Origin of the sequence: Rhodococcus sp. GXMU-t2271, assembly GCF_041414735.1 — a bacterium.
Classification (GTDB): Bacteria; Actinomycetota; Actinomycetes; order Mycobacteriales; family Mycobacteriaceae; genus Rhodococcus; species Rhodococcus indonesiensis.
In genome coordinates, this window is the sequence record NZ_JAUIZP010000037.1 from 17,312 (window position 1) to 41,742 (window position 24,431).

25 protein-coding genes are annotated in these 24,431 nt (G+C 72.6%); 17 read left to right on the plus strand and 8 right to left on the minus strand.

Annotated features, from left to right (window positions below):
* The first annotated feature begins 44 nt into the window (after positions 1-44).
* From mftA to QYS60_RS14880, 7 genes are read left to right on the plus strand one after another with little or no spacing between them, the layout of a single operon-like run.
* On the plus strand, positions 45-140 hold the full coding sequence (gene mftA / locus QYS60_RS14850) for a mycofactocin precursor MftA (RefSeq protein ID WP_003937689.1): 96 nt from the start codon (positions 45-47) through the stop codon (positions 138-140).
* Complete coding sequence (gene mftB, locus QYS60_RS14855) at positions 125-460, plus strand: mycofactocin biosynthesis chaperone MftB (protein ID WP_371383521.1); 336 nt, start codon at positions 125-127, stop codon at positions 458-460. The genes mftA and mftB overlap by 16 nt, the downstream gene beginning before the upstream one ends.
* A gap of 46 nt (positions 461-506) precedes the next feature.
* Positions 507-1,754, plus strand: coding sequence for a mycofactocin radical SAM maturase (mftC, locus tag QYS60_RS14860; RefSeq protein ID WP_003937691.1), 1,248 nt, complete (start codon positions 507-509; stop codon positions 1,752-1,754).
* A 38-nt stretch (positions 1,755-1,792) separates the two neighbouring features.
* Positions 1,793-2,968: a pre-mycofactocin synthase MftD gene (mftD, locus tag QYS60_RS14865; protein WP_371383522.1), complete on the plus strand. Its 1,176-nt coding sequence runs from the start codon at positions 1,793-1,795 to the stop codon at positions 2,966-2,968.
* Positions 2,969-2,984: 16 nt separating this feature from the next.
* Complete coding sequence (locus QYS60_RS14870; RefSeq protein WP_371383523.1) at positions 2,985-4,883, plus strand: mycofactocin system FadH/OYE family oxidoreductase 1; 1,899 nt, start codon at positions 2,985-2,987, stop codon at positions 4,881-4,883.
* A 37-nt stretch (positions 4,884-4,920) separates the two neighbouring features.
* On the plus strand, positions 4,921-5,733 hold the full coding sequence (locus QYS60_RS14875; protein ID WP_371383524.1) for a mycofactocin-coupled SDR family oxidoreductase: 813 nt from the start codon (positions 4,921-4,923) through the stop codon (positions 5,731-5,733).
* Positions 5,730-7,694, plus strand: a complete 1,965-nt coding sequence (locus QYS60_RS14880) for a mycofactocin system FadH/OYE family oxidoreductase 2 (RefSeq protein WP_371383525.1) — start codon at positions 5,730-5,732, stop codon at positions 7,692-7,694. The genes QYS60_RS14875 and QYS60_RS14880 overlap by 4 nt, the downstream gene beginning before the upstream one ends.
* Before the next feature lie 57 nt (positions 7,695-7,751).
* Here QYS60_RS14880 and QYS60_RS14885 read toward each other — a convergent pair whose 3' ends face one another.
* Positions 7,752-8,180, minus strand: coding sequence for a hypothetical protein (locus tag QYS60_RS14885; RefSeq protein ID WP_289378814.1), 429 nt, complete (start codon positions 8,178-8,180; stop codon positions 7,752-7,754).
* A 54-nt stretch (positions 8,181-8,234) separates the two neighbouring features.
* Entirely contained in the window at positions 8,235-8,966 is a 732-nt protein-coding gene (locus QYS60_RS14890) for a hypothetical protein (protein WP_371383526.1), read from the minus strand.
* 125 nt (positions 8,967-9,091) lie between these two features.
* On the opposite strand from QYS60_RS14890, the gene QYS60_RS14895 reads away from it, so the two are divergent.
* A complete protein-coding gene (locus QYS60_RS14895) occupies positions 9,092-10,660 on the plus strand; it encodes an HD domain-containing phosphohydrolase (RefSeq protein ID WP_371383527.1) in 1,569 nt (522 codons plus the stop codon).
* Between the two features lie 63 nt (positions 10,661-10,723).
* Here QYS60_RS14895 and QYS60_RS14900 read toward each other — a convergent pair whose 3' ends face one another.
* The 3 genes from QYS60_RS14900 to QYS60_RS14910 form a co-directional block, all read right to left on the minus strand.
* Positions 10,724-11,740, minus strand: a complete 1,017-nt coding sequence (locus QYS60_RS14900; RefSeq protein WP_371383528.1) for a DUF1648 domain-containing protein — start codon at positions 11,738-11,740, stop codon at positions 10,724-10,726.
* The gene (locus QYS60_RS14905) at positions 11,737-12,090 is read right to left on the minus strand and encodes a GntR family transcriptional regulator (RefSeq protein WP_054374136.1); all 354 of its coding nucleotides are present in this window, start codon (positions 12,088-12,090) and stop codon (positions 11,737-11,739) included. Before QYS60_RS14905 ends, QYS60_RS14900 begins: the two co-directional genes overlap by 4 nt.
* Positions 12,091-12,157: 67 nt before the next feature.
* Positions 12,158-12,781: a TetR/AcrR family transcriptional regulator gene (locus QYS60_RS14910; RefSeq protein ID WP_289378811.1), complete on the minus strand. Its 624-nt coding sequence runs from the start codon at positions 12,779-12,781 to the stop codon at positions 12,158-12,160.
* 55 nt (positions 12,782-12,836) lie between these two features.
* Here QYS60_RS14910 and QYS60_RS14915 point away from each other — a divergent pair, with 55 nt between their 5' ends.
* Entirely contained in the window at positions 12,837-13,655 is an 819-nt protein-coding gene (locus tag QYS60_RS14915) for an alpha/beta fold hydrolase (protein WP_371383529.1), read from the plus strand.
* 16 nt (positions 13,656-13,671) lie between these two features.
* Here QYS60_RS14915 and QYS60_RS14920 read toward each other — a convergent pair whose 3' ends face one another.
* Positions 13,672-14,661 (minus strand): GNAT family N-acetyltransferase, encoded by a 990-nt coding sequence (locus QYS60_RS14920; protein ID WP_371383530.1) that lies wholly within the window; start codon positions 14,659-14,661, stop codon positions 13,672-13,674.
* 32 nt (positions 14,662-14,693) lie between these two features.
* Between QYS60_RS14920 and QYS60_RS14925 the strand changes: the two genes are divergently transcribed.
* Positions 14,694-15,473 carry a hypothetical protein gene (locus tag QYS60_RS14925; RefSeq protein WP_371383531.1) on the plus strand — a complete coding sequence of 260 codons (780 nt, stop codon included), beginning with the start codon at positions 14,694-14,696 and terminating at the stop codon, positions 15,471-15,473.
* Between the two features lie 69 nt (positions 15,474-15,542).
* Here QYS60_RS14925 and QYS60_RS14930 read toward each other — a convergent pair whose 3' ends face one another.
* Together QYS60_RS14930 and QYS60_RS14935 are read right to left on the minus strand one after the other, a co-directional pair.
* The gene (locus QYS60_RS14930) at positions 15,543-16,814 is read right to left on the minus strand and encodes an RNA polymerase sigma factor (protein ID WP_371383532.1); all 1,272 of its coding nucleotides are present in this window, start codon (positions 16,812-16,814) and stop codon (positions 15,543-15,545) included.
* Positions 16,811-17,155, minus strand: coding sequence for a YciI family protein (locus QYS60_RS14935; RefSeq protein WP_003937362.1), 345 nt, complete (start codon positions 17,153-17,155; stop codon positions 16,811-16,813). Before QYS60_RS14935 ends, QYS60_RS14930 begins: the two co-directional genes overlap by 4 nt.
* Positions 17,156-17,281: 126 nt before the next feature.
* On the opposite strand from QYS60_RS14935, the gene QYS60_RS14940 reads away from it, so the two are divergent.
* From QYS60_RS14940 to QYS60_RS14970, 7 genes are all read left to right on the plus strand, one after another.
* Positions 17,282-18,283 (plus strand): endonuclease/exonuclease/phosphatase family protein, encoded by a 1,002-nt coding sequence (locus tag QYS60_RS14940; RefSeq protein WP_371383533.1) that lies wholly within the window; start codon positions 17,282-17,284, stop codon positions 18,281-18,283.
* Between the two features lie 224 nt (positions 18,284-18,507).
* Positions 18,508-19,086, plus strand: coding sequence for an ABATE domain-containing protein (locus QYS60_RS14945; protein ID WP_289378805.1), 579 nt, complete (start codon positions 18,508-18,510; stop codon positions 19,084-19,086).
* On the plus strand, positions 19,083-19,526 hold the full coding sequence (locus tag QYS60_RS14950) for an SRPBCC domain-containing protein (protein ID WP_289378804.1): 444 nt from the start codon (positions 19,083-19,085) through the stop codon (positions 19,524-19,526). Before QYS60_RS14945 ends, QYS60_RS14950 begins: the two co-directional genes overlap by 4 nt.
* Positions 19,523-20,209 carry a mycofactocin biosynthesis peptidyl-dipeptidase MftE gene (mftE, locus tag QYS60_RS14955; RefSeq protein WP_289378803.1) on the plus strand — a complete coding sequence of 229 codons (687 nt, stop codon included), beginning with the start codon at positions 19,523-19,525 and terminating at the stop codon, positions 20,207-20,209. Before QYS60_RS14950 ends, mftE begins: the two co-directional genes overlap by 4 nt.
* Positions 20,206-21,594, plus strand: a complete 1,389-nt coding sequence (mftF, locus tag QYS60_RS14960; RefSeq protein WP_289378802.1) for a mycofactocin biosynthesis glycosyltransferase MftF — start codon at positions 20,206-20,208, stop codon at positions 21,592-21,594. Before mftE ends, mftF begins: the two co-directional genes overlap by 4 nt.
* A gap of 5 nt (positions 21,595-21,599) precedes the next feature.
* A complete protein-coding gene (gene mftG, locus QYS60_RS14965; RefSeq protein ID WP_371383534.1) occupies positions 21,600-23,075 on the plus strand; it encodes a mycofactocin system GMC family oxidoreductase MftG in 1,476 nt (491 codons plus the stop codon).
* 49 nt (positions 23,076-23,124) lie between these two features.
* On the plus strand, positions 23,125-24,426 hold the full coding sequence (locus QYS60_RS14970; RefSeq protein ID WP_371383535.1) for a transcriptional regulator: 1,302 nt from the start codon (positions 23,125-23,127) through the stop codon (positions 24,424-24,426).
* Positions 24,427-24,431: the final 5 nt, after the last annotated feature.

Sequence of the window (24,431 nt, forward strand, 5' to 3'; positions counted from 1 at the left end):
ATGACCGACTCCGACCGTGGAGTCCCCATCCGAGGAGGAATTTCATGTCCGATCGTGACAACAGCGTCGTCGAGTCCGACCTGGTCGAGGAGTCCCTCGTGGAAGAGGTCTCCATCGACGGCATGTGCGGCGTGTACTGATCGTGCCCGCCGACGCCGCCGCCACCGTGATCGACTCGGCCGAGCACGACTCGGCAGGGTTCGACCCGGACATGACGTGGAGGCTGCACCCGCAGGTAGCGCTTCGCCCCGAGCCGTTCGGGGCGTTGCTCTACCACTTCGGGACCCGCAAGCTCTCGTTCCTGAAGAACACCACGATCGTCCAGGTTGTCGAAACCCTCGATCAGCATCCGTCCGTGCGGGCCGCGCTCGCTGCCCACGGAATCGACGAGCCCGCGCAGCGTCCGTACCTGCGTGCGCTGGCCACGCTGGCCGACTCCCACATGATCGTGCCGGCCTAGACCCCGCCCGCACACCTCCCGCCCGCCACCGACGAGGACGCAGCCCATGACCTCAGTGCTCGAATCCGCCGCAGTACGAGACGCTTCCGCCCCACCGAAGGTCGGCCGCCTGGTCGACCAGTTCGAGAAGGGCCTCGACGCCCCCATCTGCCTGACGTGGGAGCTGACCTACGCCTGCAACCTGTCGTGCGTGCATTGCCTGTCCTCGTCCGGTCGGCGTGACCCGCGTGAGCTGACCACCGAACAGTGCAAGGCCGTCATCGACGAGCTGCAGCGCATGCAGGTGTTCTACGTCAACATCGGCGGCGGCGAGCCGACCGTGCGCTCGGACTTCTGGGAGCTCGTCGACTACGCCACCGAACACCAGGTGGGCGTGAAGTTCTCCACCAACGGCGTCAAGATCGACAAGAAGGTTGCCGCACGGCTGGCGGCCTCGGACTACGTCGACGTGCAGATCTCCCTCGACGGCGCCACCGCCGAGGTCAACGACGCCGTGCGCGGCCCCGGTTCGTTCGCGATGGCCGTGCGGGCCCTCGAGAATCTCGCCGAGGCGGGCTTCCGCGACGCGAAGATCTCCGTCGTCGTCACCCGCCACAACGTCGACCAGCTCGACGAATTCAAGGCCCTGGCCGACCGGTACGGCGCCACCCTGCGCATCACCCGGCTGCGCCCGTCCGGCCGCGCCGTGGACGTGTGGGACGACCTGCATCCCACCCACGAGCAGCAACGCCAGCTCTACAACTGGCTCGTCGCCCACGGCGAGGGCGTGCTCACCGGCGACTCGTTCTTCCACCTGTCCGCGTTCGGCGGCGCCGACGGTGCCGGTGCACTGCCGGGGCTGAACCTGTGCGGCGCGGGCCGGGTGGTGTGCCTGATCGACCCGGTCGGCGACGTCTACGCCTGCCCGTTCGCGATCCACGACAAGTTCCTCGCCGGAAACATCCTGTCCGACGGCGGATTCCAGCAGGTGTGGCAGCATTCTGAACTGTTCACCGAGCTGCGCTCCCCGCAGACCGGCGGTGCGTGCAGCAAGTGCACGTTCTACGATTCGTGCCGCGGCGGCTGCATGGCCGCCAAGTTCTTCACCGGTCTGCCGATGGACGGACCGGACCCCGAATGCGTCCAGGGTTACGGCGAATCCGCGCTCAGCGCCGACCGCACCGTGCCCAAGTCCAGCGTCGACCACTCCCGCACCGGTGAGCGCCGCACCCCGCGCGCCCCCGTCCCCCTGGAGCTGATGGTGCGCCCGCCGTCGCGGGCGTGCGACGAGAACCCGCTCGCCGGTATGCAGTAGCCGGCGTCTTCCCAGCAGTACGAGAGGCAGATTTCCCCATGGGCAACGACTGGTTCGAAACCGTTGCGGTCGCGCAGCAACGCGCGAAGAAGAAGCTCCCCAAGTCCGTCTACGGCGCCCTCGTGGCCGGCTCCGAGAAGGGCATCACCGTCGAGGACAACATGGCCGCGTTCGGCGAACTCGGCTTCGCCCCGCACGTCGCGGGCCTGTCCGACAAGCGCGAGATGGGCACCCACGTCATGGGTCAGGACGTCGGGATGCCCGTGCTGATCTCCCCGACCGGGGTGCAGGCGGTGCACCCCGACGGCGAGGTCGCCGTCGCCCGTGCCGCCGCGGCCCGCGGGGTCGCGATGGGTCTGAGCTCGTTCGCGAGCAAGTCCATCGAGGAGGTCGCCGCCGCCAACGACAAGACCTTCTTCCAGATGTACTGGGTGGGCAGCCGCGACGTGCTCGTCCAGCGGATGGAGCGCGCCCGTGCCGCCGGCGCCAAGGGCCTGATCATGACCCTGGACTGGTCGTTCTCCAACGGCCGGGACTGGGGCAGCCCCGCCATTCCGGAGAAGATGGACCTCAAGGCGATGTTCCGGTTCGCGCCCGAGGGCCTCCTGCGGCCGAGCTGGCTGCTCGACTGGGCCAAGACCGGCAAGGTGCCGGACCTGACCACCCCGAACCTGACCCCGCCCGGTGGCAGCGCGCCGACGTTCTTCGGCGCCTACGGCGAGTGGATGGGCACCCCGTTGCCCACGTGGGAGGACGTCGCGTGGCTGCGCGAGCAGTGGGGCGACGCGCCGTTCATGCTCAAGGGCGTGATGCGGGTCGACGACGCCAAGCGCGCCGTCGACGCCGGCGTCACGGCGATCTCGGTGTCCAACCACGGCGGCAACAACCTCGACGGCACCCCGGCTCCGATCCGCGCACTACCGGCGATCGCCGAAGCGGTCGGCAAAGACGTGGAGGTGCTGCTCGACGGCGGCATCCGGCGCGGCAGCGACGTCGTCAAGGCCCTCGCGCTCGGCGCCAAGGCCGTCCTGATCGGCCGCGCGTACCTGTGGGGCCTGGCCGCCAACGGGCAGGCGGGCGTGGAGAACGTCCTCGACATCCTCGCCGGGGGCATCGGCTCCGCGCTCATCGGACTCGGCAAGACGTCGATCCACGAGCTGACCCCCGACGACGTCGTCGTTCCGCCGAACTTCCGGCGCGACCTCGGAATCTGAGCGGTCCCATCTGCCGATGGGCACTCTCACCGAACCGATCACCCTGGCCGGCCGCGACGCGCCGGCCAGGGTGCTCTTCGGACCGCACGAAACCAACCTCGGTGCGGGAAGGGCCTTCTCCGCCGAGCACGTGGCGTACTACGAACGTCGCGCCCGCGGCGGAGCCGGGCTGCTCGTCACCGAGGTCGCCTCCGTGCACCCGCACGACCAGCCCTACGAGCGGGCACCCCTGGCCGCGGAGGGCGGCCCCGGCTGGGCGTCGATCGTCGCCGCGTGCCGACCCCACGGCACCCTCGTGCTGGCCGGACTCGGCCACGCCGGTCTGCAGGGGTCGAGTGCGTGGACGCAGGCTCCGCTGTGGGCACCGTCGCGCGTGGCCGATCCGGCCGGCCGCGAACTGCCGATGGAGGTCGGCGACGACGAGATCGGGGAGCTGATCGAAGGGTTCCGCGCCGCCGCCGCCGTCGCGGTCGCGGCCGACGTCGACGGAATCGAACTGGACGCCGGGCCGACCTCGCTGCTGTGCCAGTTCCTCTCGGGACTGACCAACCGGCGCGCCGACCGGTACGGCGCCGACCGGTCGTTGCTGCTGCGGCAGGTGATCGCGGCCGTGCGCGCCGAACTCGGTCCCGACCGGATCCTGGCGCTGCGTCTGAGCTGTGACGAGGAGGCGCCCTGGGCCGGCATCACACCGGAGCAGGCCGCCGATCACGCGTCCGTATTCGCCCCCCAGTTGGATCTGCTCACCGTCGTGCGCGGCGGGCTCTACGCCCCCGGTGTGTACCGGCCCGACGCCCACACCCCGGCCGGGTTCAACGCCGGGCTGTGCCGCGCCGTCCGCGCCGCCGTGGGCGGAGCCGTGCCCGTCGTACTGCAGGGCAGCGTCGTCGAGCCCGACGCCGCGCAGCGCGCCCTCGACGACGGGGTGTGCGACCTGGTGGAGATGACCCGCGCGCAGATCGCCGATCCGGACCTCGTCGCCGCCGTGCGCGACGGGCGCGCCCCGCGACCGTGCGTGCGGTGCAACCAGGCCTGCCTCGTGCGCGACTTCCGCAATCCCCGGGTCGGCTGCATCGGCAACGCGGAGGCCGGGCACGAGACCCGTACGCCGCAGCCTCCGGCGGCCGTCGCGCGGGACGTCCTCGTCGTCGGTGGGGGACCGGCCGGGCTCGAGGCGGCCCGCGTCCTGGCCGAACGCGGTCACCGCGTCCGCCTCGTCGAACGCGCCGGACGCGTGGGCGGGATGCTGCGCACCGCGGCGGTGGGCACGGGACGCGACACGCTCTCCGCGCTCGTCGACTGGCTCGAGGTCCGCTGCCGCGCGCTCGGCGTGCGGATCGACACCCGCAGCGCCGTCGCCGCCGCGGACCTCGACGCGGCCGCCGCGCGGGGAACGGTGGTCGTGCTCGCGACCGGCAGCCGCGACCGGCCCCCCGAGTACCCCGTGGAGGACGGGCATGTCGTGACCGCCGCAGGGCTGCTCGCCGGTGGCCCCATCCCCGTGCGGCCGGTGGTGGTGTGGGACCCGGTCGGCGGGCCCGTCGCCGTGGGTATCGCGGAACAACTTGCCGCCCAGGGGTACAGCGTCTCGTATGCGACGACGGACCCGATCGCCGGTGCCCGGCTCGCGCCGACGGGCGACCTGGTCGCGGCCAACGCCCGGCTCCAGCGGGCAGGGGTCACCCGGCATCTGGGGGTCACCGTGCGCCGGGTCGGTGCCGACGCCGTCGAACTCGAGCACCGGCTGACCGGGCAGCGCACCGACGTCGCGGGCGCGCTGCTCGTCGACTGCGCCTCGGGCCTGCCGGAGGACAGTCTCTACCGCACCGGGCTCGCGCGGATCGGTGACTGCCTCGCACCGCGCAGTGTCCACCACGCGGTACGTGAGGGGCACGCACTCGCATCCGAACTGTAACCTGTTCCAAAATGCTGGGGATCGGAAGGATCGGCACATGGGCGAGTTCGACGGCAGGGTCGTGTTCATCACAGGTATCGCGCGCGGCCAGGGCCGCAACCACGCGATCCGGTTCGCGCGGGAGGGCGCCTCGATCATCGGCGTCGACATCGCCGGACCCGTCTCGGAGTACAACTCGTACGCGCCGGTCACGGAAGCCGACTTCCACGAAACCGTCCAGCTCGTCGAGGCCGAGGGCGCGAAGATCCACGCCCGCATCGCCGACGTCCGCGACAGCGCCGCTCTGCAGACCGTCGTCGACGAGGGCGTCGCCCAGTTCGGCCGTCTCGACGTCGTCGTCGCCAACGCCGGCATCTGCAACTGGAACCGCTTCTGGGAGATGCCCGACGAACAGTTCGAACAACTGATCGACATCAACCTCACCGGAGTCTTCAAGACCCTCAAGGCCGCCACACCCGCCATGATCGAGGCCGGCAACGGGGGGTCGATCATCGTCGTCAGCTCCGTCGCGGGCCTGAAGGCCATGCCCGGCCAGGCCAACTACGCCGCGGCGAAGTTCGGTCTCGTCGGCCTGACCCAGACCGCCGCCAAGGAACTCGGCGAGTACCGCATCCGGGTCAACTCCATCCACCCGTACGGTGTGAACACGCCGATGGGCACCGACCAGGGTGCGCTGAAGTTGTTCGAGAAGTACCCGCACTGGTTGCCGAGCTTCGCGCCGATCCTCACCGAGAAACCGATCGCCGACGTCGACGACATCACCGAGGCCGTGCTGTTCCTCGCGAGCGACCGGGCCAAGACGATCACCGGCAGCCAGATGGCTCTCGACCAGGGGAACTCGAAGGTGTGAGCGAGTCCGGCCCCGCCCGGCCGTACCCGCGGCTGGCCGCCCCGCTGCGGCTCGGCCCGGTCACGCTGCGCAACCGGGTGGTGTTCTCCGCGCACCTGACGAACTTCGCCGTCGACGGCCTGCCGACCGCACAGCACGCCGCCTACTACGCCGCGCGGGCGCGCGGCGGTGCCGGTCTGATCGTCTCCGAGGAACACACCGTGCATCCGACGGACCGGCCCTACGAGAAGCTCATCCGGGGCTACGACCCCGCCGTGGTGCCCGGCTACCGGCGGATCACCGAGGCCGTACACGCCCACGGTGGGCGAATCCTCGCACAGCTCAACCACAACGGCGCCCAGGGCTCCGGCATGTACACCGGCCTGCCCCTGTGGGCCCCCAGCGCTGTGCCCGACCCGCTGTTCCGGGAGGTGCCCAAGGCCGTCGAGGAGCACGAGATCCGCGAGCTCGTCGACGGGTACGCCCGCGTCGCCGAACACTGCCGTGCCGGCGGGTTCGACGGTGTCGAACTGCAGTGCTCGCAGGCGTCGATCGTGCGGCAGTTCCTCTCGCCCGGCACCAACCGCCGCACCGACCGGTACGGCGGCCCGCTCCGGAACCGGGCACGGTTCCTGCTCGAGGTCGTCGAGGCGCTGCGCGCGGCGGTCGGGCCCGCCCTGGTCGTGGGGGTCCGGCTCAGCGGGCACGACGGCACCGACGGCGGGATCACCCTCGACGACGCCGTCGCCCTCGCCGCCCTGGTCGAGGACAGCGGGCACGTCGACTACGTCAACACCTCGATCGGTGTGGCCACCGAGACGCTGCACCTGATCGAGGCTTCCATGGCGACGCCGCACGGCTACGCGCTGTTCGTGCCCGACGCGATCCGGCGGCGGGTGCGCCTGCCGGTCGTCGGCGTCGGGCGCTTCACGACCCCGGCGCAGGCCGAGGCGGCGCTCGCCGAGGGGCGCTGCGACCTCGTCGGCGTCGTACGCGGCCAGATCGCCGATCCCGACTTCGCCGCCGAGGCCCTCGCCGGCGACGACGTGCGCCCGTGCCTGGCCTGCAACCAGGAGTGCATCGGCCGGGTCGGCCTCGGGCGGTGGATCGGCTGCGTGGCCAACCCCCGCGCCGGACGCGAGGCGCAGCCGCTGCCCGAGCCCCGCCGTCCCGGCCGGCGGGTCCTCGTCGTCGGGGGCGGACCGGCCGGGCTGCGCGCCGCCGCGACCGCCGCGCAGCGCGGGCACCGGGTCACCCTCTGCGAGAGCACGGACGTGCTGGGCGGGCAGATCCGCACGGCCGCGACCGCGCCGGGCCGCGGCGAACTGGCCGGTCTGGTCCGCAGTCTCGAGGCCGAGTGCCGGCGCGCGGGCGTGGAGATGCGCACCGGCGTGCACGTCGACGCCGCCGTCGTGCGCGACGCGCGTCCCGACGCGGTCGTCGTCGCGACCGGTGCGCGACCGCGGCGACCGGACTGGGCCGGCGACACCGGCCTCGTCGTCGACGTCCGCGACGTGCTCGACGGCCGGGTGTCTCCGCACGGCGACGTCCTCGTCGTCGACGACCTGGGCTTCCACCATGCGACGTCGGTGGCGGAGTTGCTCGCCGAACGCGGCGCCGCGGTCACCGTCTGCACGGCCGGGATGATCGTCGGCCAGGACCTCGGGCTGACCCTCGACATGGAGGGCTGGACCCGCCGGGCGCACGCACACGGCATCGAACAGCTGACCGACACCCTCGTCACCGCCGTCGCCGAACGCGACGGCCGGCTCGACGTCGCGCTGCGGCACCACCCGACCGCCGTCGCGCACCGGCGCACGGTGGCTGCGGTGGTGGTGGCCACCCATCAGGATCCGGTGGACGAACTCTGGGCGGCGCTGCGCGGCAGTGCCTTCCACGTCGTGCGGATCGGCGACGCGGTCACCCCGCGACGCGCGGACGCCGCGATCGTGGAGGGCGAGCGCGCCGCGACCCGCCTCTAGCCGTGCGCATTTCCGGTAGCCACCGCTACCGGAAACACGCACGGGCCGCGCAGCGGCCTATCGGCTCGCGCGCTTGGTGGCCTCGGCCCAGGACTCGACCGCCGCATACCCGTCGCCCACGCCCTGCGTGAACGCGACCAGGGCCCCGTACATCCGGGTGCCCTCCACGGCCAGTTCCGTCTTCGACACCCAGTCCGCGGCCCGGGCCATCACGTGGGCGGAGATGTCGGCACCGTCCTGGGTGCCGCGGGAGGCGTGCAGGAACGACTCGTCGGCGATCTGGAAGGTCTGCACCACGGCGCGCCAGTAGTACTCCGCATCCATCGCCGCGCGGACCTCGTAGTAGTCCGTAGCGCTCTGTCGCGCCACCGCCTCCTGCAGCGTCGTCGCCGCTCCGGAGACGCTGCGCAGCGGCACGTACACGGGATCGTCGGACCCTCCCCGTGCGGTTCGTCTACTCGTCCCCGGCACGATGCTTTCAGTCAATGGCACCCCCTCGATGGTCCACAAGATCATCGCACGCGCAAGTGCCGGCGCGGGTCAGCAGGTGAGCGCACCGCCCGGGCACGCCGGTGCGTGCCGCTCGGGATCGAACGGTTCGAACCAGGCGTCGACGGTCGCGAACAGGGCGCGCTGGGGGATGCGGAAATCGCCGAGCCGCTCCTGTTCGGGCAGCGGCCCGTCGGCACCGAGGTCGACGCCACGCACCGTCGCGGCGAGGGTGCGGACGGACCACAACCGGCGCGGAGCGGCACGGAACCACTGGCCGTTCGGCACGTTGCCGGTGAGGCGGATCCGGCCGGCGCCCAGGACCGAGCCGGCGACGCGTGCCACCCCGGCCAGGACCGCGGGATTGTGCCGTGCCCGGTCGGGCAGGAGCCGGCCGGCCAGGGTCGCCAGGGCGGTGGACGGCGACGAGGTCACCTGCACGTCCCAGACGACGTCGTCGCCCGCCGTGATGTGCAATCGGGACGGGTCGGTCCATTCGGCGGCGACGTCGGTGCGCACCGTCCGGCTGAGGGCGGCGCCGAGGTAGCGGGCGCATCCGTGCTCCGGCGCGGCATCGCTGTAGACGGTCCACCGGCCGTCCGGGGCGCGGTGCCAGACCGCGGTGAAGGCCGGGCCCACCGACCCGGCGGTGAACCGGCGCAGTGCCAGACAGTGCCCGCCGGCGAACGGTGCCCCGATCACCGCGTATCCGGTGAACCGCTCACCGGCGACCCGGGCCAGGGCGCGAGGCTCCTCGGCGGCTGCTTGCGGTGTGGTCTTCATGTCGTCCTCCTTCGGCGTTGCGCGTGTTCCGATCGTGCGCGGCGTCGTGTCCGGAAGGCATGGGGCCGATGCCTCATCTTTGCCCGCCGGGCGCCCCGGCTCCCGCAGCGGAGGACAATGGGGCCGTGCAGCGCAGGAGCGGGTCGTCTCCGGGGCCGCGGGACGGGCCGCGGCGTGCCGAGTTGCTCGCAGCGCTGTCCCTGGCGATCGACCTGGGCCTGGGGCAGCCCATGGAACACATGCTCCGCTCCGCCGTGCTGGCCGGACGGATCGCCGAGCGCATGGGCCTGGACGCCCGGCAGCAGGCCGTCGTCTACTACGCGAACCTCGTCGCCTGGATCGGATGCCACGCCGACTCGCACGAACTGGCGCAGTTGTTCGGCGACGACATCGCGCTCCGCGCCGACACCTACGGGGTCGACATGACGGGGCTGCCGTTCCTGCGGATGCTGACGAGCCACGTCGGGCGCGGGACCGACGGGCCGCGTCGCGGACTCGAGGTCGCCGCGTTCCTGCTGACCGCCCGCCGCCGCATGGCCGAACTGATCGGTTCGCACTGCGCCTCGGCGGGAGCGCTGTCCGACCGGGTGGGCCTCGACCGGCAGGTCGGTGCGGCCCTGGCCTTCGCGTTCGAACGATGGGACGGCGCCGGCCTGCCCGCGGGAGTGCGCGGCGACGACATCCCGCTCGAGATGCACATCGTGCACCTGGCGGAGGTCTGCGAGGTCCATCTGCGGGCCGGCGGGCCGGGGCGGGCCGTCGAGGTCGCACGGGCGCGCAGCGGGACTCAGTTCTGTCCGCGGGTGGCACAGGTGTTCCGGGAGGGCGCGGACGAGTTCACCCACGATCTGCTCGAACAGGACGCATGGGCGGCGGCACTGGGTCGGGCACCCGACCGCGAGTGCGTCCTCGCCGGCGACGAACTCGACGCGCTGCTGCGCGCGATGGCCGACTTCGTCGACCTGAAAGTGCCTTTCCTGCTCGGTCATTCGCGGTCGGTGGCCGATCTGGCGGCGACGGCGGCCCGCCTGCGCGGCCTGCCGGAGACGGACATCGCGGTGCTCTACCGGGCCGGTCTCGTGCACGGTCTCGGGCGAATGGGGGTGTCCAACCGGATCTGGGAGAAGCCCGGCCCGCTCACCGCCACCGAATGGGAACGGGTCCGGCTGTACCCGTACCTGACCGGGCGGATCCTCAGCCGTGTCACCGGCATGGAGGACGTCGTCACCGTCGCGACCACACACCGCGAACGCCTCGACGGCTCCGGATATCCCAACGGCGTCCGCGGCCGCGACCTGAGTGTCGCCGCTCGGCTCCTCGGCGCGGCGGAGACGTACCAGCGCTTCGGCGAACCCCGGCCGCATCGTGATGCGCTCACCCCCGAGCACGCGGCGGAGCGTCTGCGGCGCGAGGCCCGCGGTGGCCGCCTCGACGCCGAGGCCGTCGAGGCGGTGCTGACGGCGGCCGGGCACCGGCAGGTGCGACGCGCGCCTTGGCCGGCCGGCCTGACCGCCCGGGAGGTGGAGGTGCTGCGGCTGGTCGCCCGCGGCCGCTCCAACCGGCAGATCGCCGACGAGCTGTGCATCGCGCAGAAGACGGCCCGCAACCACGTCGAGCGCGTCTACGCCAAGCTCGGGGTGGACAACCGCACGCGGGCCGGTCTCGCCGCCGTCGACCTCGGACTGGCGTGGTGAACCGCGGACGGACGGAGGCTACGAGCGGTGCACGGCCGGGTGTCGCGGTCCTCCCGCCCGGGTTCAGCGGGTCGGATCAGTCCTTGCGCCGCCCGCCCGCTCCGTCAGACTGTTGACGAGTCCGGCGGCGGTCGCGGCGTCGTCGACCACGACCAGGGTGCGCACGCCGTCGCGCCGGTGCAGCACCAGGGCGGGGCCGCCGCGCAGGACGAACCCTCGTGCACCGCGCAGCGGGCCGAGCACCGCGATGCGGTATCCGTAGCCACCGAAGTGTCTCAGCGGTGCCACGTCGGTGACGGAGGCGGAGGCGATGTCACCGAGCGGAGTGTGCAGGTGCGGCCACCCGAACAGTCCCGCGACGGTGACCCCGCGGGCGTCGACGGTGACGCGGATCGAGCAGGTTGCGGCCACCAGCACCGCGAGCAGCACGGCCAGGCCCAGCAGGATCCACAGCCGGGTGAGCACGCCGATCGCGGCGACGAGGCCGATCGCCGCGACCAGCACGCTCGTCGTGACGCTGCCGGTGGCCACCGAGCGGGTCCACACCACGAGTTCGTCTGTGCCGACGGGAATTCGCGGTGCCTCCGCAGCCGGGGGAGCGGCGGGTCCACGCGACCACCGCGGTATCGCCGCGGCGGCGCCGGCCCCGAGGGCGAGGCCGACGCCGAGCGCGGCGAGGAGCGACGTCCCCGGGAGTGCGGCTGCGGCGGCGTCGGCGAGACCCCGTTGCGAGCCGGTCGCCAGCACGATCAGGGTGGTCACGAAAGCGACGGTGCCCGTGACGGTCGCGGCGACCGCGCGGGTGAGGGCGGGGTCGGCGGCGGCAGCCCGGCTGAGACCGAAACCGAGAGCGGCGAACAGCGCACCGAACCCCAGTACCAGTGCGATCGTCGCGGGGAGTCCGGCGAATCCGTCCGCGGCGCCGTCGACGTTCCAGTGTGTCGCGATCGGATCCGGCAGTTGCACACGCCAGTTCCGGAGCACGAGTGCGCCCGCAGCGGCGACGGCCAGCGGGGCGACCGTGGAGGTGAGGAGGATGCGGCCGGCTGGGCGCCGGCCGGTGCCGGGATCGTTTGTCATCTGTACTCCGCTCTGATCAGGTCGACGAGGCCGTCGGCGCTCAGGCCGACGCGCTTGGCGTGCGCGACGACCTGAGTGACGGCGGAATGAACAGCGGCATAACCGGTTTCGGCGCGATCGGTAACGACCGCACCGCGTCCGCGACGCAGCTCCACCAGGCCTTCGTCGCGCAGTTGCTGATAGCCCCGCAGCACGGTGTGGACGTTGAGGCCGAGCGAGGCGGCCAGGTCGCGTGCGCCGGGGAGGCGCTCGCCCGCCCGGACCTCGCCGCGGGCCACCGCGCCGCGCACGGCCGCGGCCAGCTGCACGAACAGTGGGTCCGGCGAGTTCGGATCCAGTCTGATGAGCACGACACGAGCATATTGTTCTATTTGAAATAGAACAAGTCGGTTACCTGCCGAGGCGCGGGCAGGGCGGTCAGTCGCGGGCTTGCCATCCGCGATGGAGCATGTCGAGGGCCTCGTGCAGCAGCGCGTCCCTGTCGGCGGGGACCGAGGCGGGGATCTGGTGCAGTGCGGCCAACCGGGCGATGCCGTAGACGGTGCCCCACGCGGCCGCGCACCGGCGCAGTACGTCGGCTTCGTCGATGCCCGCGGGTTGGCAGGCCGAGACGGTGTCGTGCAGCAACTCCCAGTAGTCGGCCGCGGCCTGCTGCAGGCGGGGATGGTCGGCCTTGCCGACCGTGGGTCCGTAGGCCAGGTCGTGCACGTGCGGGCTGTCCCGCACGAAGCGCACGTAGGCGCCGGCGAGGGCGTGGAGCCGGTGCAGGGGATCGGGGCCCGCGGCTTCGACGGCGACGGCGGCCCTCGCCGCAGCTTGCTGCAGTCCGGTCCCGGCCACCGCCGCGAGGAACCGGCGCTTGGTGCCGAAGTGCACGTAGGGCGCCTGGTGGCTCACGTCCAGCTGCTGCGCCACCCGGCGCAGGCTGAGTCGCTCCGCGGGCTCCTCGCGCAACTGCTCGAGCGCGGTCCGGAGCAGGCGTTCGTCGAGGCCCTCGCCCGGCCGTCCCGCACCCGGGGCCGCATTGACAGTGTCAACCATGTGGAGGACCATAGCACTTGACAGTGTCAACCGGACACGGGAGGCGGTGACGACCATGACGCGGAAGATCTCGACCGGAGTGGGCTCGCTGGCTGTGCGGGTGCGGGGGCAGGGCCCGCCCGCCGTGCTGTGGCACAGCCTGTTCGTCGACGAAAGATCCTGGGGCCGAGTGGAAGAGGAGTGGTCGACCGAACGGCGGGTCGTGTCGATCACCGGTCCGGGGCACGGCGCGAGCGAGGATCCCGGCCGGCGCTACACCACCACCGAATGCGCTGCGGCGGCCGGAACGGTTCTCGACGAACTCGGCGTCGACGAACCCGTCGACTGGGTCGGCAACGCCTGGGGCGGCCACGTCGGCATCGTCTTCGCGACCGACGCGCCATCGCGGTGCCGGACCCTGGTGACGCTGGGGACGCCCGTCCAGGCACTGAACCGGGCGGAGCGCGCACGCACGGTATTCCTCCTCTCCGCCCACCGGATGCTCGGCCCCGTCGGCTTCATCCGCTCGGGGGTGACGAACGTATTGCTGTCCGCCACAACGAGGGAACGCGATCCGGAGGCGGTCGCCCTCGTCGAGGACTGCCTCGTCCGCGCCGACCGGGCGGCACTGCGCAACGCGGTCGTCTCCATCTCGCTGCACCGCCCCGATCTGACCGGTCGCCTGCCCGGGCTGCCGGTGCCGACCCTCTTCGTCACCGGCAGTGACCACAAGGGGTGGACGCCGGAGCAGACGCGCGCGGCGAGCCGCCTGGTGCCGCACGCCTCGTGCGCCGTCGTGGACGGCGCCGCGTACCTCGTCCCGCTCGAAGCGCCCGCCGAGACGACGGACCTGATTCGGCGATTCTGGGCGGCGTCGGTGCCGGGGTACACGTGACCTCGGCCGGCGCCGTTCACAGTTCGCGTCGCATCACCGCCCGCGGCCACCGATCCAGACCGTGGGCGGCCTCCTCGCGACGGATCCGGCGCAGGCCCGGACCGAGGTCGTCGTCGCGCACGAACTCGAATCCGAGCCGCCGGTAGTACGGACCGTTCCACGGCACGTCGGCAAACGTGGTCAGTGTCAGCGCGGGCAGCGCCCGAACGCGTGCCCAGGTCGCGAGGTGATCGATCAGGGCCCGCCCGAGCCCGCGGCGCGCGTGCTCGGGATGCACCGACACCTGTGCGACGTGAGCGGTGCAGTCGACGACCTCGGCGAGCAGGTAGGCCACCGGACGGTCGTCACCGTCGGTGCCCACCCACGCGCGCCCGCCGGTCACGTACGCGCGCATCTCCGCGAGCGTGGGCGGCGCGTCGTCGGCGACGGCGTCCATGCCGAGCCCGGCGAATGCCCGCCCGGCCGCACGTTCGATGTCCTGCAGCAGCCGCAGGTCAGCCTCGGCTGCCGGACGGATGCGGTCGTCTCGCGGCGGCAGGTCCTTGGCGAAGTACAGCGACGACTCCGAGGAGGCGTACCTGCCGAACCGCTCGGCCAGCGGAACGTACCCGGACGCCGCGTACATCGCGAGCGCCTCGGGCTGCTCGGTGCCGGTCTCGAGCACCATGCGGCGCCGGCCCGCCTCGGCAGCGGTGCGCTCGAGTTCGGCCAGGATCCGTCGCGCCACACCCCGTCGGCGCAGGCCCGCGCGCACGTACATGCGTTTGATCTCGGCGTCGCCGTCGTGCAGTCCGGGGTGCGCCGAGTTCCGTTCCCGCCATCCGCCGATACCGGCCGGGACGTCGTCCAGCGACGCCAGCAGGAAGATGCCGTGGGGTGGATCGAACTCCTGCGGGTGCAGAAGCGTGTGGTCGGGACCGCCGTACCGGTGGACGTATTCGAGTTGCACCTCGTCGACGAGGGATTGCACCGCGGCGTCGTCGAGGGAACGCGGTTCGATGTGCACGCCCGCAGGCTAGCGCGCGGAATACTGGGAGCATGAGCACCGTCGACGGCGGGGTGGACTTCGTGGCTGCTCCGTGGCTCTACCCCGGACCCGCCGCGCCGGGAACGGGCCTGCTCACCCGCGACGGCTACCACCGCGCGCGTGCTCGCGCCGAGGTCGGTGCGAGCACCCGCCGGCCCGCCGCGACCGTCGACGGCGCACTCCGGGCCGCCGGCGTCGGCGGCGTCCGGGACCGGCGTCTCGTCGTCGCCGTGGGGTCCAACGCCTGTCCCGCAGTGGTGGCGCGCAAGTTGACCGCCGGAGACGTCGACCCCACCGTGCCGTTCCTGCGCGCGACGGTGACGGGCATGGCGGTCGGGCACAGCGCCCACGTCAGCGTCGCCGGTTACGTCGCGGCGACCGCGTTCCGCCGGCCGGGGGCCCGCACCGCGGTGTTCGCGTCGCTGCTCGACCGGGACCAGCTAGCGTGCCTCGACGCGACCGAGCCGAACTACACGCGCCGTACCGTGACCGCGGACGAGTGCGTCCTCGAGATCGACGGGGGCGGGCGGCCGGTGAGCTTCGACGTGTACGTCTCGAAGTGGGGCACCCTCGCGCCGCCCGGAGGACCGCCGATCCCGCTGCAGACCCAGGAGGTGCTGTTCGGCACGCTGCTGCGCGACTGTGCCGCCTTCGCGGCGCTCGTCGGCCGCCCACCGCACGAGTATCGGTCCGTGATGACGGAACTCGCGGGAGCGGCAGACCTGCGCGCCGCCCTGCGACGGTCGTTCGCCACGTCGGGCTGGGCCGCCCGCAGCGGCTTCGGCGACTGACCGAGGTGCCGGCCGACGGGTGTGGAGCCGCTCGGCCGAGGCGGCGACGACACCGCGAATCGGCCCGCGTCACGATCGGCCCGTCTCCTCCAGACGACGGCGCAGGTGCGCGCGTTCGGGTTCGGTTCCGGCCAGCTCGAGTGCCCGCCGGTAGGCGACGGCGGCCTCGTCGTCGCGGCCGAGCCGGTGCAGCAGCTCCCCGCGTGCCGTGAGATACGGGTGGTAGCTGCGCAGCCGGGGCTCGTCCGCGAGGGCGTCGAGCAGCACCAGACCGGCCTCCGGGCCGTCCCGCATCGCCACGGCCGCGGCGCGGTTGACCGCGACGACAGGAGTCGGCGTCAGGGTGGTCAGGACGTCGTAGAGCGCGACGATCTGCGGCCAGTCCGTGGAGGCGACGTCGGCGGCCTCGTCGTGCAGCGCGGCGATCGCGGCCTGCACCCCGTACGGGCCGGGCGGGCCACCGGTCAGTGCCACGGGCACGAGAGCGGTGCCCTCGGCGACGAGTGCGCCGTCCCAGCGTGCGCGGTCCTGATCCGCGAGCAGAACGACCTCGCCCTCCGGACCGGTCCGGGCGTCGCGCCGCGCGTGGGTCAGCAGCATCAGCGCGAGCAACCCGGTCACCTCCCGCTCACCGGGCAGCAGCCGGTGCAGGATCCGGGCCAGCCGGATCGCCTCGTCGGCGAGGTCGAGGCGCTGCAGGTCCGGTCCGGAACTCGCGGCGTATCCCTCGGTGAAGATCGAGTACAGCACCTGCAGTACGCCCGGCAGCCGCTCCGGCAGTTCGTCCCGGTCGGGCATCCGGAACGGGAGGCGGGCCTGCCGGATCTTCTTCTTCGCCCGCACGATCCGCTGCGCCATCGTCGCGGTCGGGACCAGGAAGGCCCGCGCCACCTCGGGTGTCCCGAGCCCGGCCAGGCACCGCAGGGTCAACGCCACCCGGTCCTCGGCCGCCAGCGCCGGGTGGGCGCAGGTGAAGTACAACTGCAGGCGCTCGTCGGGCACGTCGCTGCCGGCCTCGGGGACGGGAGAATGGGCCGCCCGATCCGAATCCACCTGCAGGACGGCCAGCCGGGCGGCGTAGGCCTGATCCCGCCGGAGCCGATCGACGGCCTTGCGCCGCGCCGTCGTCAGCAACCAGGCCCCCGGCTTGGCCGGCACGCCCCGGACAGGCCAGTGCACCAGCGCCGCTTCGATCGCCTCACCGGCGACGTCCTCGGCCAGGTCGAGGTCGCCGAAACGGTGCACGAGGGCGGCGAGCAACCGTCCCCGCTCCTCCCGGAACACCGCTTCGACGGCCGCGTCGACCCGCGCGCCGGCGCCCGGCCCGTCCGTCGCGCTCACTGCCCGAAGTCGGCGATCGGCCGCACCACGACGGATCCGCCGCCGCGCGCTCCGGGGCAGCGGGCCGCCCAGTCCAGCGCGACGTCGAGATCGGGCACGTCGACGACGTAGAAGCCGCCGAGAACCTCGCGCGTCTCGGCGAACGGTCCGTCGGTGGTGACGGAACGTGCCCCGTCGGGACCGACCTGCACGGTCGTCGCGGTGGTCAGGTCTGCGAGCGATTCCGAGGCGACGACGACTCCGGCCTCCTGGATCTCCTTGTCGAAGACCATCCACTCCTCGACGGTGCACTGGTCGCCCGCCTCGGCCGATGCGGCGTTGATCAGCATCATGTACTTCATGGGGAGCCCTTCCGTGAGTGGTTGTGCCGTGCGGCAGGGTTGCCGTACGCCATGACGACGAACGGGACACGCGCGGATCGACAGGGCGACGGTACGTTCCCGTGAATGCGAGGGGAGGAGGAATCCATGAGTGTGCCGCGACGGCTCGCCGCCCTCGTCTCGATCGTCGCGACGGTGCTCGGGCTCACCGCGCTGATCGCCTCCGCGACGGACGTGGAGAGCAACGCCGTGATCGCGTGGGCGTCGCTGGGGCCGTATCTGCTGCTCGGGACGGCGGCGGGTGCGGTCGTCGCCGCGCTCGCCCGGCGCCCGGTTCTGCTGGCCTCGGCGCTCGTCGTCGTCGCCGCCGGAGCCTGGACCCTGGGACCGTTGTACGTGCCGGGCGTCCGGGGTGACCGGCCGGCCTCGACTTCCGGTCCCACGATCCACGTGATGCAGGCCAATCTCATGGTCGGGCAGGCCGATCCGGATGCGCTGGTCCGGACGGTGCGCGAGCGGCGGGTCGACGTCCTGACCGTGCAGGAACTGACCGAGGACGCGGCGGCCGCGCTGCAGGTCGCGGGGCTCGACGACCTGCTTCCGCACCGCTTCCTCGCCCCGACGCCGACCGGCGGTGCGGGCGCCGGGATCTACAGCCGGTTTCCCCTCTCGGCGGGCCGCACGCTCGACGGGTTCGGGCCGACGAACCTGACCGCGGTTCTGGATACCGGCCCCGGGCGGCCGCTGATCCTGTACGCCGTGCATCCCGCGCCCCCGTACCTGACACCTGCTCCGGCGTGGGCGGCCGAGCTCGAACGCCTGGACGAGGAACTCGAGTCGGTGACCGGCCCGGCGCCGGTCGTGGTCAGCGGGGACTTCAACGCGACGTACTCGCACACCCGCTTCCGCGACCTCCTCGACTCCGGGTACGTGCTCGCCGCGGACCGGGTCGGCGGCGGGCTCGTGCCGACGTATCCGGCGGACCGCCGCTACCCGGCCGTCGTCGGGATCGATCACATCCTCACCCGGGGCGCCACGGCGATCTCCCTCGACCGGATCGAACTCCCGGGTTCCGATCATCACGGCCTCGTCGCCGCCGTCCAGCTCCCGCCGCCGTCCGGCGACGAGAGTTCCGGAGCCGGCGGATAGCGTTCTCACCGCACGACCCGCAGCCGGATGTCCGTCGCAACGGGCCCCCGGGTCATGCCGAGACGTTCCAGCGCGGCGGTGAATCCGTCGACCGACACGGTCGCCGAGTACAGCAGCCTGCTCATCGGCCTGCCTTTCGCTCGCGGTGTGTCGATTCTGTTCGTACCGACCGCCGAACGGACGAAAACTCGTCGCAAGGATGTGTAACTGGTTAGAATGGTTACATGAGTCCGGTCGACATGCGCTCCGCCGAGGGCACCGAGTTCGTCGTCGACACCGGAGCGCCGTGCCTGGATCTGCTCTACACCGGCGGCGAGGGGAAGCGGGCCCGGTGGGAGATACTGCACGCCCCGGGCGACCTCGCGCGCTGGGTCGCGACGCACCTGCTCGGACAGGCCGACGCCGCCGTGGCGGTCGACGTCACCGCCGAGGATCTGATCCCCACCAAGGAGCTACGCGAGGTGTTGTGGCGCACCGCGAACCGGTCCGCGGACGGAGACGGACCGACGGCCGCCGACAGCGCCGCCCTCGACGCGGCCGCCGCCCGCCCGGACATCGCCCCGCAGCTGCGCCCGCCCGGCGTGGTCACCCCCGTCACCGGCAGTCAGGTGCTCTCGACGCTGGCCCGCGACGCGATCACCCTGCTGACCGGCCCGTATGCCGAGCGCATCAAGCGGTGCGCCGCCGACGACTGCGCCATCGTCTTCGCCGACACCTCCCGCGCGGGAACGCGGCGCTGGTGCTCGATGGCGCGGTGCGGCAACCGTGACAAGGTCCGTGCCCATCGGAAGAAGGAGAAATGATGGCGGTCGGGCAGACGAAGGACGCCGGATGGCAGATCGGGGTCTCGAAGACCCTGCCGCATCCGATCGACGCGGTGTGGCGGCTGCTCGTCGGCACACCCGAGCTGTGGCTCGGCCCCGGCGCGACGGTCCCGCTCGTCCCGGGCGCCGAGTGGCGCAGCGACGACGGTGTCACGGGGGAGCTGCGTAGCCGCCACGAGAGGGACCGGGTGCGCCTGACCTGGCAGCCCGCGGCCTGGAACCACGACAGCACCGTGCAGGTGGCCGTCTCGACCGCGCCGCGCGGCACCGTGCTCCGCTTCCATCAGGAGCGCCTGGCCGGCCCGGACGAACGCGCTGCTCAGCGCGCCCACTGGCAGGGGGCGATGGCCCGGGTCGAGCGCGCACTCGCCACTGCCGGCGGCGACCCGAAGGGTGCACCCCTACCATCGGACCGGTGACCCGCGACCTCGCCACCGCCTACTGGCCCGACCTCGAACCGGGCCGCGCGACGGTCGCGGTTCCCGTCGGCGCGCTCGAACAGCACGGGCCACACCTTCCGCTCGACACCGACACCCGGATCGCCCGGGCGCTGACGGCCGCCCTGCCGGGTGTGTTCGTCGCGCCGGCCCTCGAGTACGGGGCCAGCGGCGAGCACGAGGGCTTCCCCGGCACCGTCTCGCTCGGCGCCGAGGCGATGGAGACCGTCTTCGTCGAATACGGACGTTCGGTGTGCCGGTGGGCCGCGCGCCTGCTGTTCGTCAACTGGCACGGCGGCAATGTGCCCGCACTGGCCAGGGCGGTGTCCCGGTTGCGGTACGAGGGCCGCGACGTGGCATGGCTGCCGTTCGCCGTCCCCGGTGGCGACGCCCACGCCGGCGTCACCGAGACCAGCCTGCTGCTGCATCTGGATCCGCACGTGGTGGACACCGCCCGGGCCGAGAAGGGAAACACCGGCACCCTCACCGACCTGATGCCACGAATGCGCGCGGGCGGTATCGTCGCCGTGTCCGCGAACGGCGTGCTGGGGGATCCGACGCCCGCGAGCGCAGCGCAGGGGGCACGATGGTTCGCCGAACTCGTCGATCGAGCGGCGGCACAGACGACCCGGTGGGAGCCGGATGCGAAAGGAAGACTCCGTTGACGAGCACGGCCCGACTGCCCGACGGATTCGGCGTCCGTATCGATCCGCGGGTGCGCGCCTACTCCGACGGTCGCGTCCTCATCGGCGGCTCACCCACCCGCATGCTCAAGCTCGCCCCCGCCGCCGCGGCCATGATCGGTGACGGCTACGTGAAGGTCGTCGACTCGCAGACCGCCGTCGTGGCGCGCCGCCTGCTCGACTCGGGCGTCGGGAACCCCCGTCCCACCGCGTTGCCCGCCACCTCCGAGGTCACCGTCGTGATTCCCGTGAAGAACAACCCGGCCGGGCTCGAACGCCTGCTGGCCGCCGTGGAGGGCCTGACGGTGATCGTCGTCGACGACGGCTCCGACGCCCCGTTGCCCGTCCCGGACAGGGACTCGGTCCGGGTGCTGCGGCACGAGCGGTCCCGCGGCCCGGCCGCGGCACGCAACACCGGACTGCGCGCCGCCACGACGCCGTTCGTCGCCTTCCTCGACTCGGACGTGGTGCCGCGCAAGGGCTGGCTCGAGGTGATGCTCGGGCACTTCTCCGATCCGGCGGTGGCGCTCGTGGCCCCGCGCGTCGTCGCGCTCGAGCCCGACAAGGGCGCCCTGGGACGCTACGAACACGCGCGCTCGTCGCTCGATCTCGGCCGCCGCGAGGCCGCCGTCAAGTCCGGCAGCCCCGTCTCGTACGTACCGAGCGCGGCGATCATCGTCCGCCGCGACGTGCTCACCGCGACCGGCGGATTCGACGAGACCATGCACGTCGCCGAGGACGTGGACCTGTGCTGGCGGCTGCAGGAGGCCGGCTGGCGGCTGCGCTACGAACCGGTCGCGCACGTGGCCCACGATCACCGCGTCGGGTTCCGGAAGTGGTTCACCCGCAAGGCCTTCTACGGCACCGGTGCGGCGCCTCTCGCGAGCCGGCACCGCGGTTCGGTGCCCACCATGTCGATGTCGGGGTCGATGCTGTTCGCGTGCGTGGCCGCCGCGAGCCGCACCCGCCTCGGCGCGGTCGGCGCGGTCGCGTCGCTGTCGGTGACGATGCTCCGCCTGCGCCGGATGTTCGCCGAACTCGACCAGCCGACCCGGATCGCGGCGGTGCTCACCGCGCAGGGCTTCGCGGGCGGAATGTGGCAGGTCGCCTCCGCGCTGTGCCGGCACTACTGGCCGGTCACGTTCGTCGCCGCCGTGATCTCGCCGAAGGTGCGTCGCGCGGTCCTCGGCTTCGCCGTCGCCGAGGGGCTGTGGGACTGGTACGGCCACCGCGAGGACGGCGGCCTCGACCCCCTGCGCTACGTGTTCTACAAGCGTCTCGACGACATCGCCTACGGCGCCGGCCTCTGGTGGGGTGCGGTCGTCGCCCGGGATCCGGCGGCGCTCGCGCCCCGCATCCAGGGCTGAGCGGGGTGTCCGCGCCGCCGTACGCAGACGTCGTCGTCGTGGGCGGCGGCAGTTGCGGCTGCGTGCTGGCAGCCCGGCTCAGCGAGGACCCCGACCGGACGGTCCTGTTGCTCGAGGCCGGTCCGGGTTACCGCTCGACTCCGGGCACTCCGCCCGCGGTGCTCGACGCGACCGTCCTGCCGGTCGGGCCGGACAGCCCGTGGACCTGCACCTACCCGGCCCGGCTGACTCGGCGTCGCCCGTCCGTCGTCGCCCGCGGCCGGTTGCTGGGCGGGTCCGGCGCGGTGAACGGGGCGTACTTCGTGCGGGCCCGCCCGGCCGACTTCGAAGCCTGGCCACCGTCCTGGTCGTTCGATCGGGTGCTGCCGCATTTCCGCGCCACCGAAACCGATGCCGACGCCGGGACGGGTGTGCACCGTCGCTGGCACGGCGCGACCGGTCCCGTGCCCGTCGCCCGTACGCCGTGGGCACAACTGCACCCCGTCGGTTCCGCGTTCCACGACGCGGCGCTCGCCGCCGGGCACCGTCGTGTCGACGACCTGAACGCACCCGGACCGGACGGGGTGGGCCGCGTCCCCCTCAACATCCGCGACGGGATGCGCGTCGGTCCCGCCCACGCGTACCTGCTGCCCGCCCTGACCCGGCCGAACCTGACCGTACGCACCGGAACCCGCGTGCGCCGGGTCGTGCTCTCGGGATCGCGCGCGGTCGGCGTCGAGACCGAGGACGGCGAGACCGTCGACGCCGGCCACGTGGTGCTCGCCGCCGGTGCGATCGGCTCCCCACAACTGCTCATGCTCTCCGGAATCGGCTACGGCGCCGAGCTCACCCGCCACGGCATCACCCCGCGGATCGAGATTCCCGGAGTCGGGACGGGTTTCACCGACCATCCGGAGATCGCCTTCCCCTACCGGTATCGCGTCCCGCAGCCCGGACCGGCCCCGGTCCTGCAGGTCGTCCTGCACACCGGCAATCTCGAGATGCGCCCCTACACCGCACCGTTCGCCGCGTCCGTCCCCGGCAGCGGCGTCGCGGATCCCGTCCTGGGAGTGGTGCTGACCCGTCCCCGCAGCCGCGGCACGATCCGCCTCGATCCGGCCGACCCGACGCGGTCGCCGCTGCTGGACTATCGCTACCTCGAGGACCCGGCCGACCGTGCCGACCTGCGCCACGGGGTCGCGCACGCCGCGCAGCTGCTCGCGGCGATGCCGGAGGTCGTGGACCGGACCGGTTTCGATCCCGATGCGTTCGACCCCGACGACGCGTGGCTCGAACGACACCTCGGGACGTCGCTGCACCTGTCCGGGAGCTGCCGGATGGGCACCGACGACACGGCCGTCGTCGACGACCGATGCCGGGTGCACACCACCGAGGCACTGAGCGTCGTGGACACGTCCGTGTTCCCGCAGGTGCCCGGCCGCGGACCGCACGCGACGGCAGTGATGCTGGCGGAACGGGTGGGCACCCGGACCGACTTGTGACTCGGGTTACAGTTGTCCGGAGGAGGAACCGGCAGATGAGCAGCACCGCATGACCGACGAACGATCCGGCTCGGCCAACCCCTGGGTGGCGCTGCGGCCCGGTGACGACCCGTCGCAGCTGGCGCAACGCGTGTCGTCGGCGCACAGTTCGTTCCTCGACGCGGCCGACGCGTCGGTCGTGCCGGCCTCCGTGCGTTCGGTGGTGCGCGAATCCTGGCTGCGCAGCCGCCGCAACGGGATCAGTCCCGACGCCGTCGAACAACCGAGCCTGCTCACCGGCCTGGATCTCGAGCGGTACCGGGCCGGGCACCCGATGGCGCTGATCCGTCCCGTCGTGCGCAAGCTGCTCGTGGAGGACGCCGCCGACAATGGGCTGCTCGTGGCCATCAGCGACGAGCAGGGCCGGTTGCTGTGGGTCGAAGGCGACCACGCGGCCCGCGACCGGGCACTGTCGATGAGCTTCGTCGAGGGGGCCGACTGGAGCGAGGAGCGGGTGGGCACCAACGCGCCCGGCACCGCGCTCGCCGTCGACCACTCGGTCCAGATCGTGGCCGCCGAGCACTTCAACCGCACCGTGCACGAGTGGAGCTGCTCGGCCGCGCCGGTGCACGACCCGAGCACCGGGCGCATCCTCGGCGCCATCGACATCACCGGCGGTCTGCGTGTCGCCGCACCGGAGGTGCTGCAACTCGTGCGGGCCACGGTCGCCGCCGCCGAGTCGGAGCTGCGACTGCACCTGCTCAGCTCGCCGCGGTTGTTGTCGGCCGCTCGGACGAGCCTCGACACGTTCGGGTCCGGCCGGCCCACGCTGCACCGTGACGGCGAGCGGATTCCGCTCTCGCAGCGGCATGCCGAGATCCTCCTGCTGCTCGCCGAGCATCCCGAGGGTCTGAGCTCGGACCGGCTTGCGGTGCTGCTCGACGAGTCCGAGCTCGACTCCGTCACCATCCGTGCCGAGATGTCGCGGCTGCGCAAGGTGTTCGGATCCGAGGGTCTCGGTTCCCGCCCGTACCGTCTCCTGGGCGAACTCGTCACCGACGTCGCGGAGGTCCGCGGTGCGCTCGACCGCGGTGATGTGGCGACGGCCGTGCGCCTGTACGCCGGGCCGGTGCTGCCCGGATCGGTCGCGCCCGGTGTCGAGGAGATCCGGGACGAGCTGCGCGCCCGGGTGCAGGCGGCACTGCTCCGCGCCGGCGACGCCCAGTTGCTCGCGCGGTGGACGGCCTCGGTGCACGGGCGCGACGACATCGCGGCATGGGAGGCGTACCTGACCACCCTCGATCCGCACTCGACACTGTTCGCCCAGGTCAAGGCCCGGATCGAGCTGCTGGACCGGCAGCTCGGCATCTGAGGTCG

Coding starts and splice junctions, on each gene's coding strand:
- mftA (WP_003937689.1), top strand. CDS start 45: ATGTCCGATCGTGACAACAGCGTCGTCGAGTCCGACCTGGTCGAGGAG.
- mftC (WP_003937691.1), top strand. CDS start 507: ATGACCTCAGTGCTCGAATCCGCCGCAGTACGAGACGCTTCCGCCCCA.
- mftD (WP_371383522.1), top strand. CDS start 1,793: ATGGGCAACGACTGGTTCGAAACCGTTGCGGTCGCGCAGCAACGCGCG.
- QYS60_RS14870 (WP_371383523.1), top strand. CDS start 2,985: ATGGGCACTCTCACCGAACCGATCACCCTGGCCGGCCGCGACGCGCCG.
- QYS60_RS14875 (WP_371383524.1), top strand. CDS start 4,921: ATGGGCGAGTTCGACGGCAGGGTCGTGTTCATCACAGGTATCGCGCGC.
- QYS60_RS14890 (WP_371383526.1), bottom strand. CDS start 8,966: ATGAAGACCACACCGCAAGCAGCCGCCGAGGAGCCTCGCGCCCTGGCC.
- QYS60_RS14900 (WP_371383528.1), bottom strand. CDS start 11,740: ATGACAAACGATCCCGGCACCGGCCGGCGCCCAGCCGGCCGCATCCTC.
- QYS60_RS14910 (WP_289378811.1), bottom strand. CDS start 12,781: ATGGTTGACACTGTCAATGCGGCCCCGGGTGCGGGACGGCCGGGCGAG.
- QYS60_RS14915 (WP_371383529.1), top strand. CDS start 12,837: ATGACGCGGAAGATCTCGACCGGAGTGGGCTCGCTGGCTGTGCGGGTG.
- QYS60_RS14925 (WP_371383531.1), top strand. CDS start 14,694: ATGAGCACCGTCGACGGCGGGGTGGACTTCGTGGCTGCTCCGTGGCTC.
- QYS60_RS14935 (WP_003937362.1), bottom strand. CDS start 17,155: ATGAAGTACATGATGCTGATCAACGCCGCATCGGCCGAGGCGGGCGAC.
- QYS60_RS14940 (WP_371383533.1), top strand. CDS start 17,282: ATGAGTGTGCCGCGACGGCTCGCCGCCCTCGTCTCGATCGTCGCGACG.
- QYS60_RS14945 (WP_289378805.1), top strand. CDS start 18,508: ATGAGTCCGGTCGACATGCGCTCCGCCGAGGGCACCGAGTTCGTCGTC.
- QYS60_RS14950 (WP_289378804.1), top strand. CDS start 19,083: ATGATGGCGGTCGGGCAGACGAAGGACGCCGGATGGCAGATCGGGGTC.
- QYS60_RS14970 (WP_371383535.1), top strand. CDS start 23,125: ATGACCGACGAACGATCCGGCTCGGCCAACCCCTGGGTGGCGCTGCGG.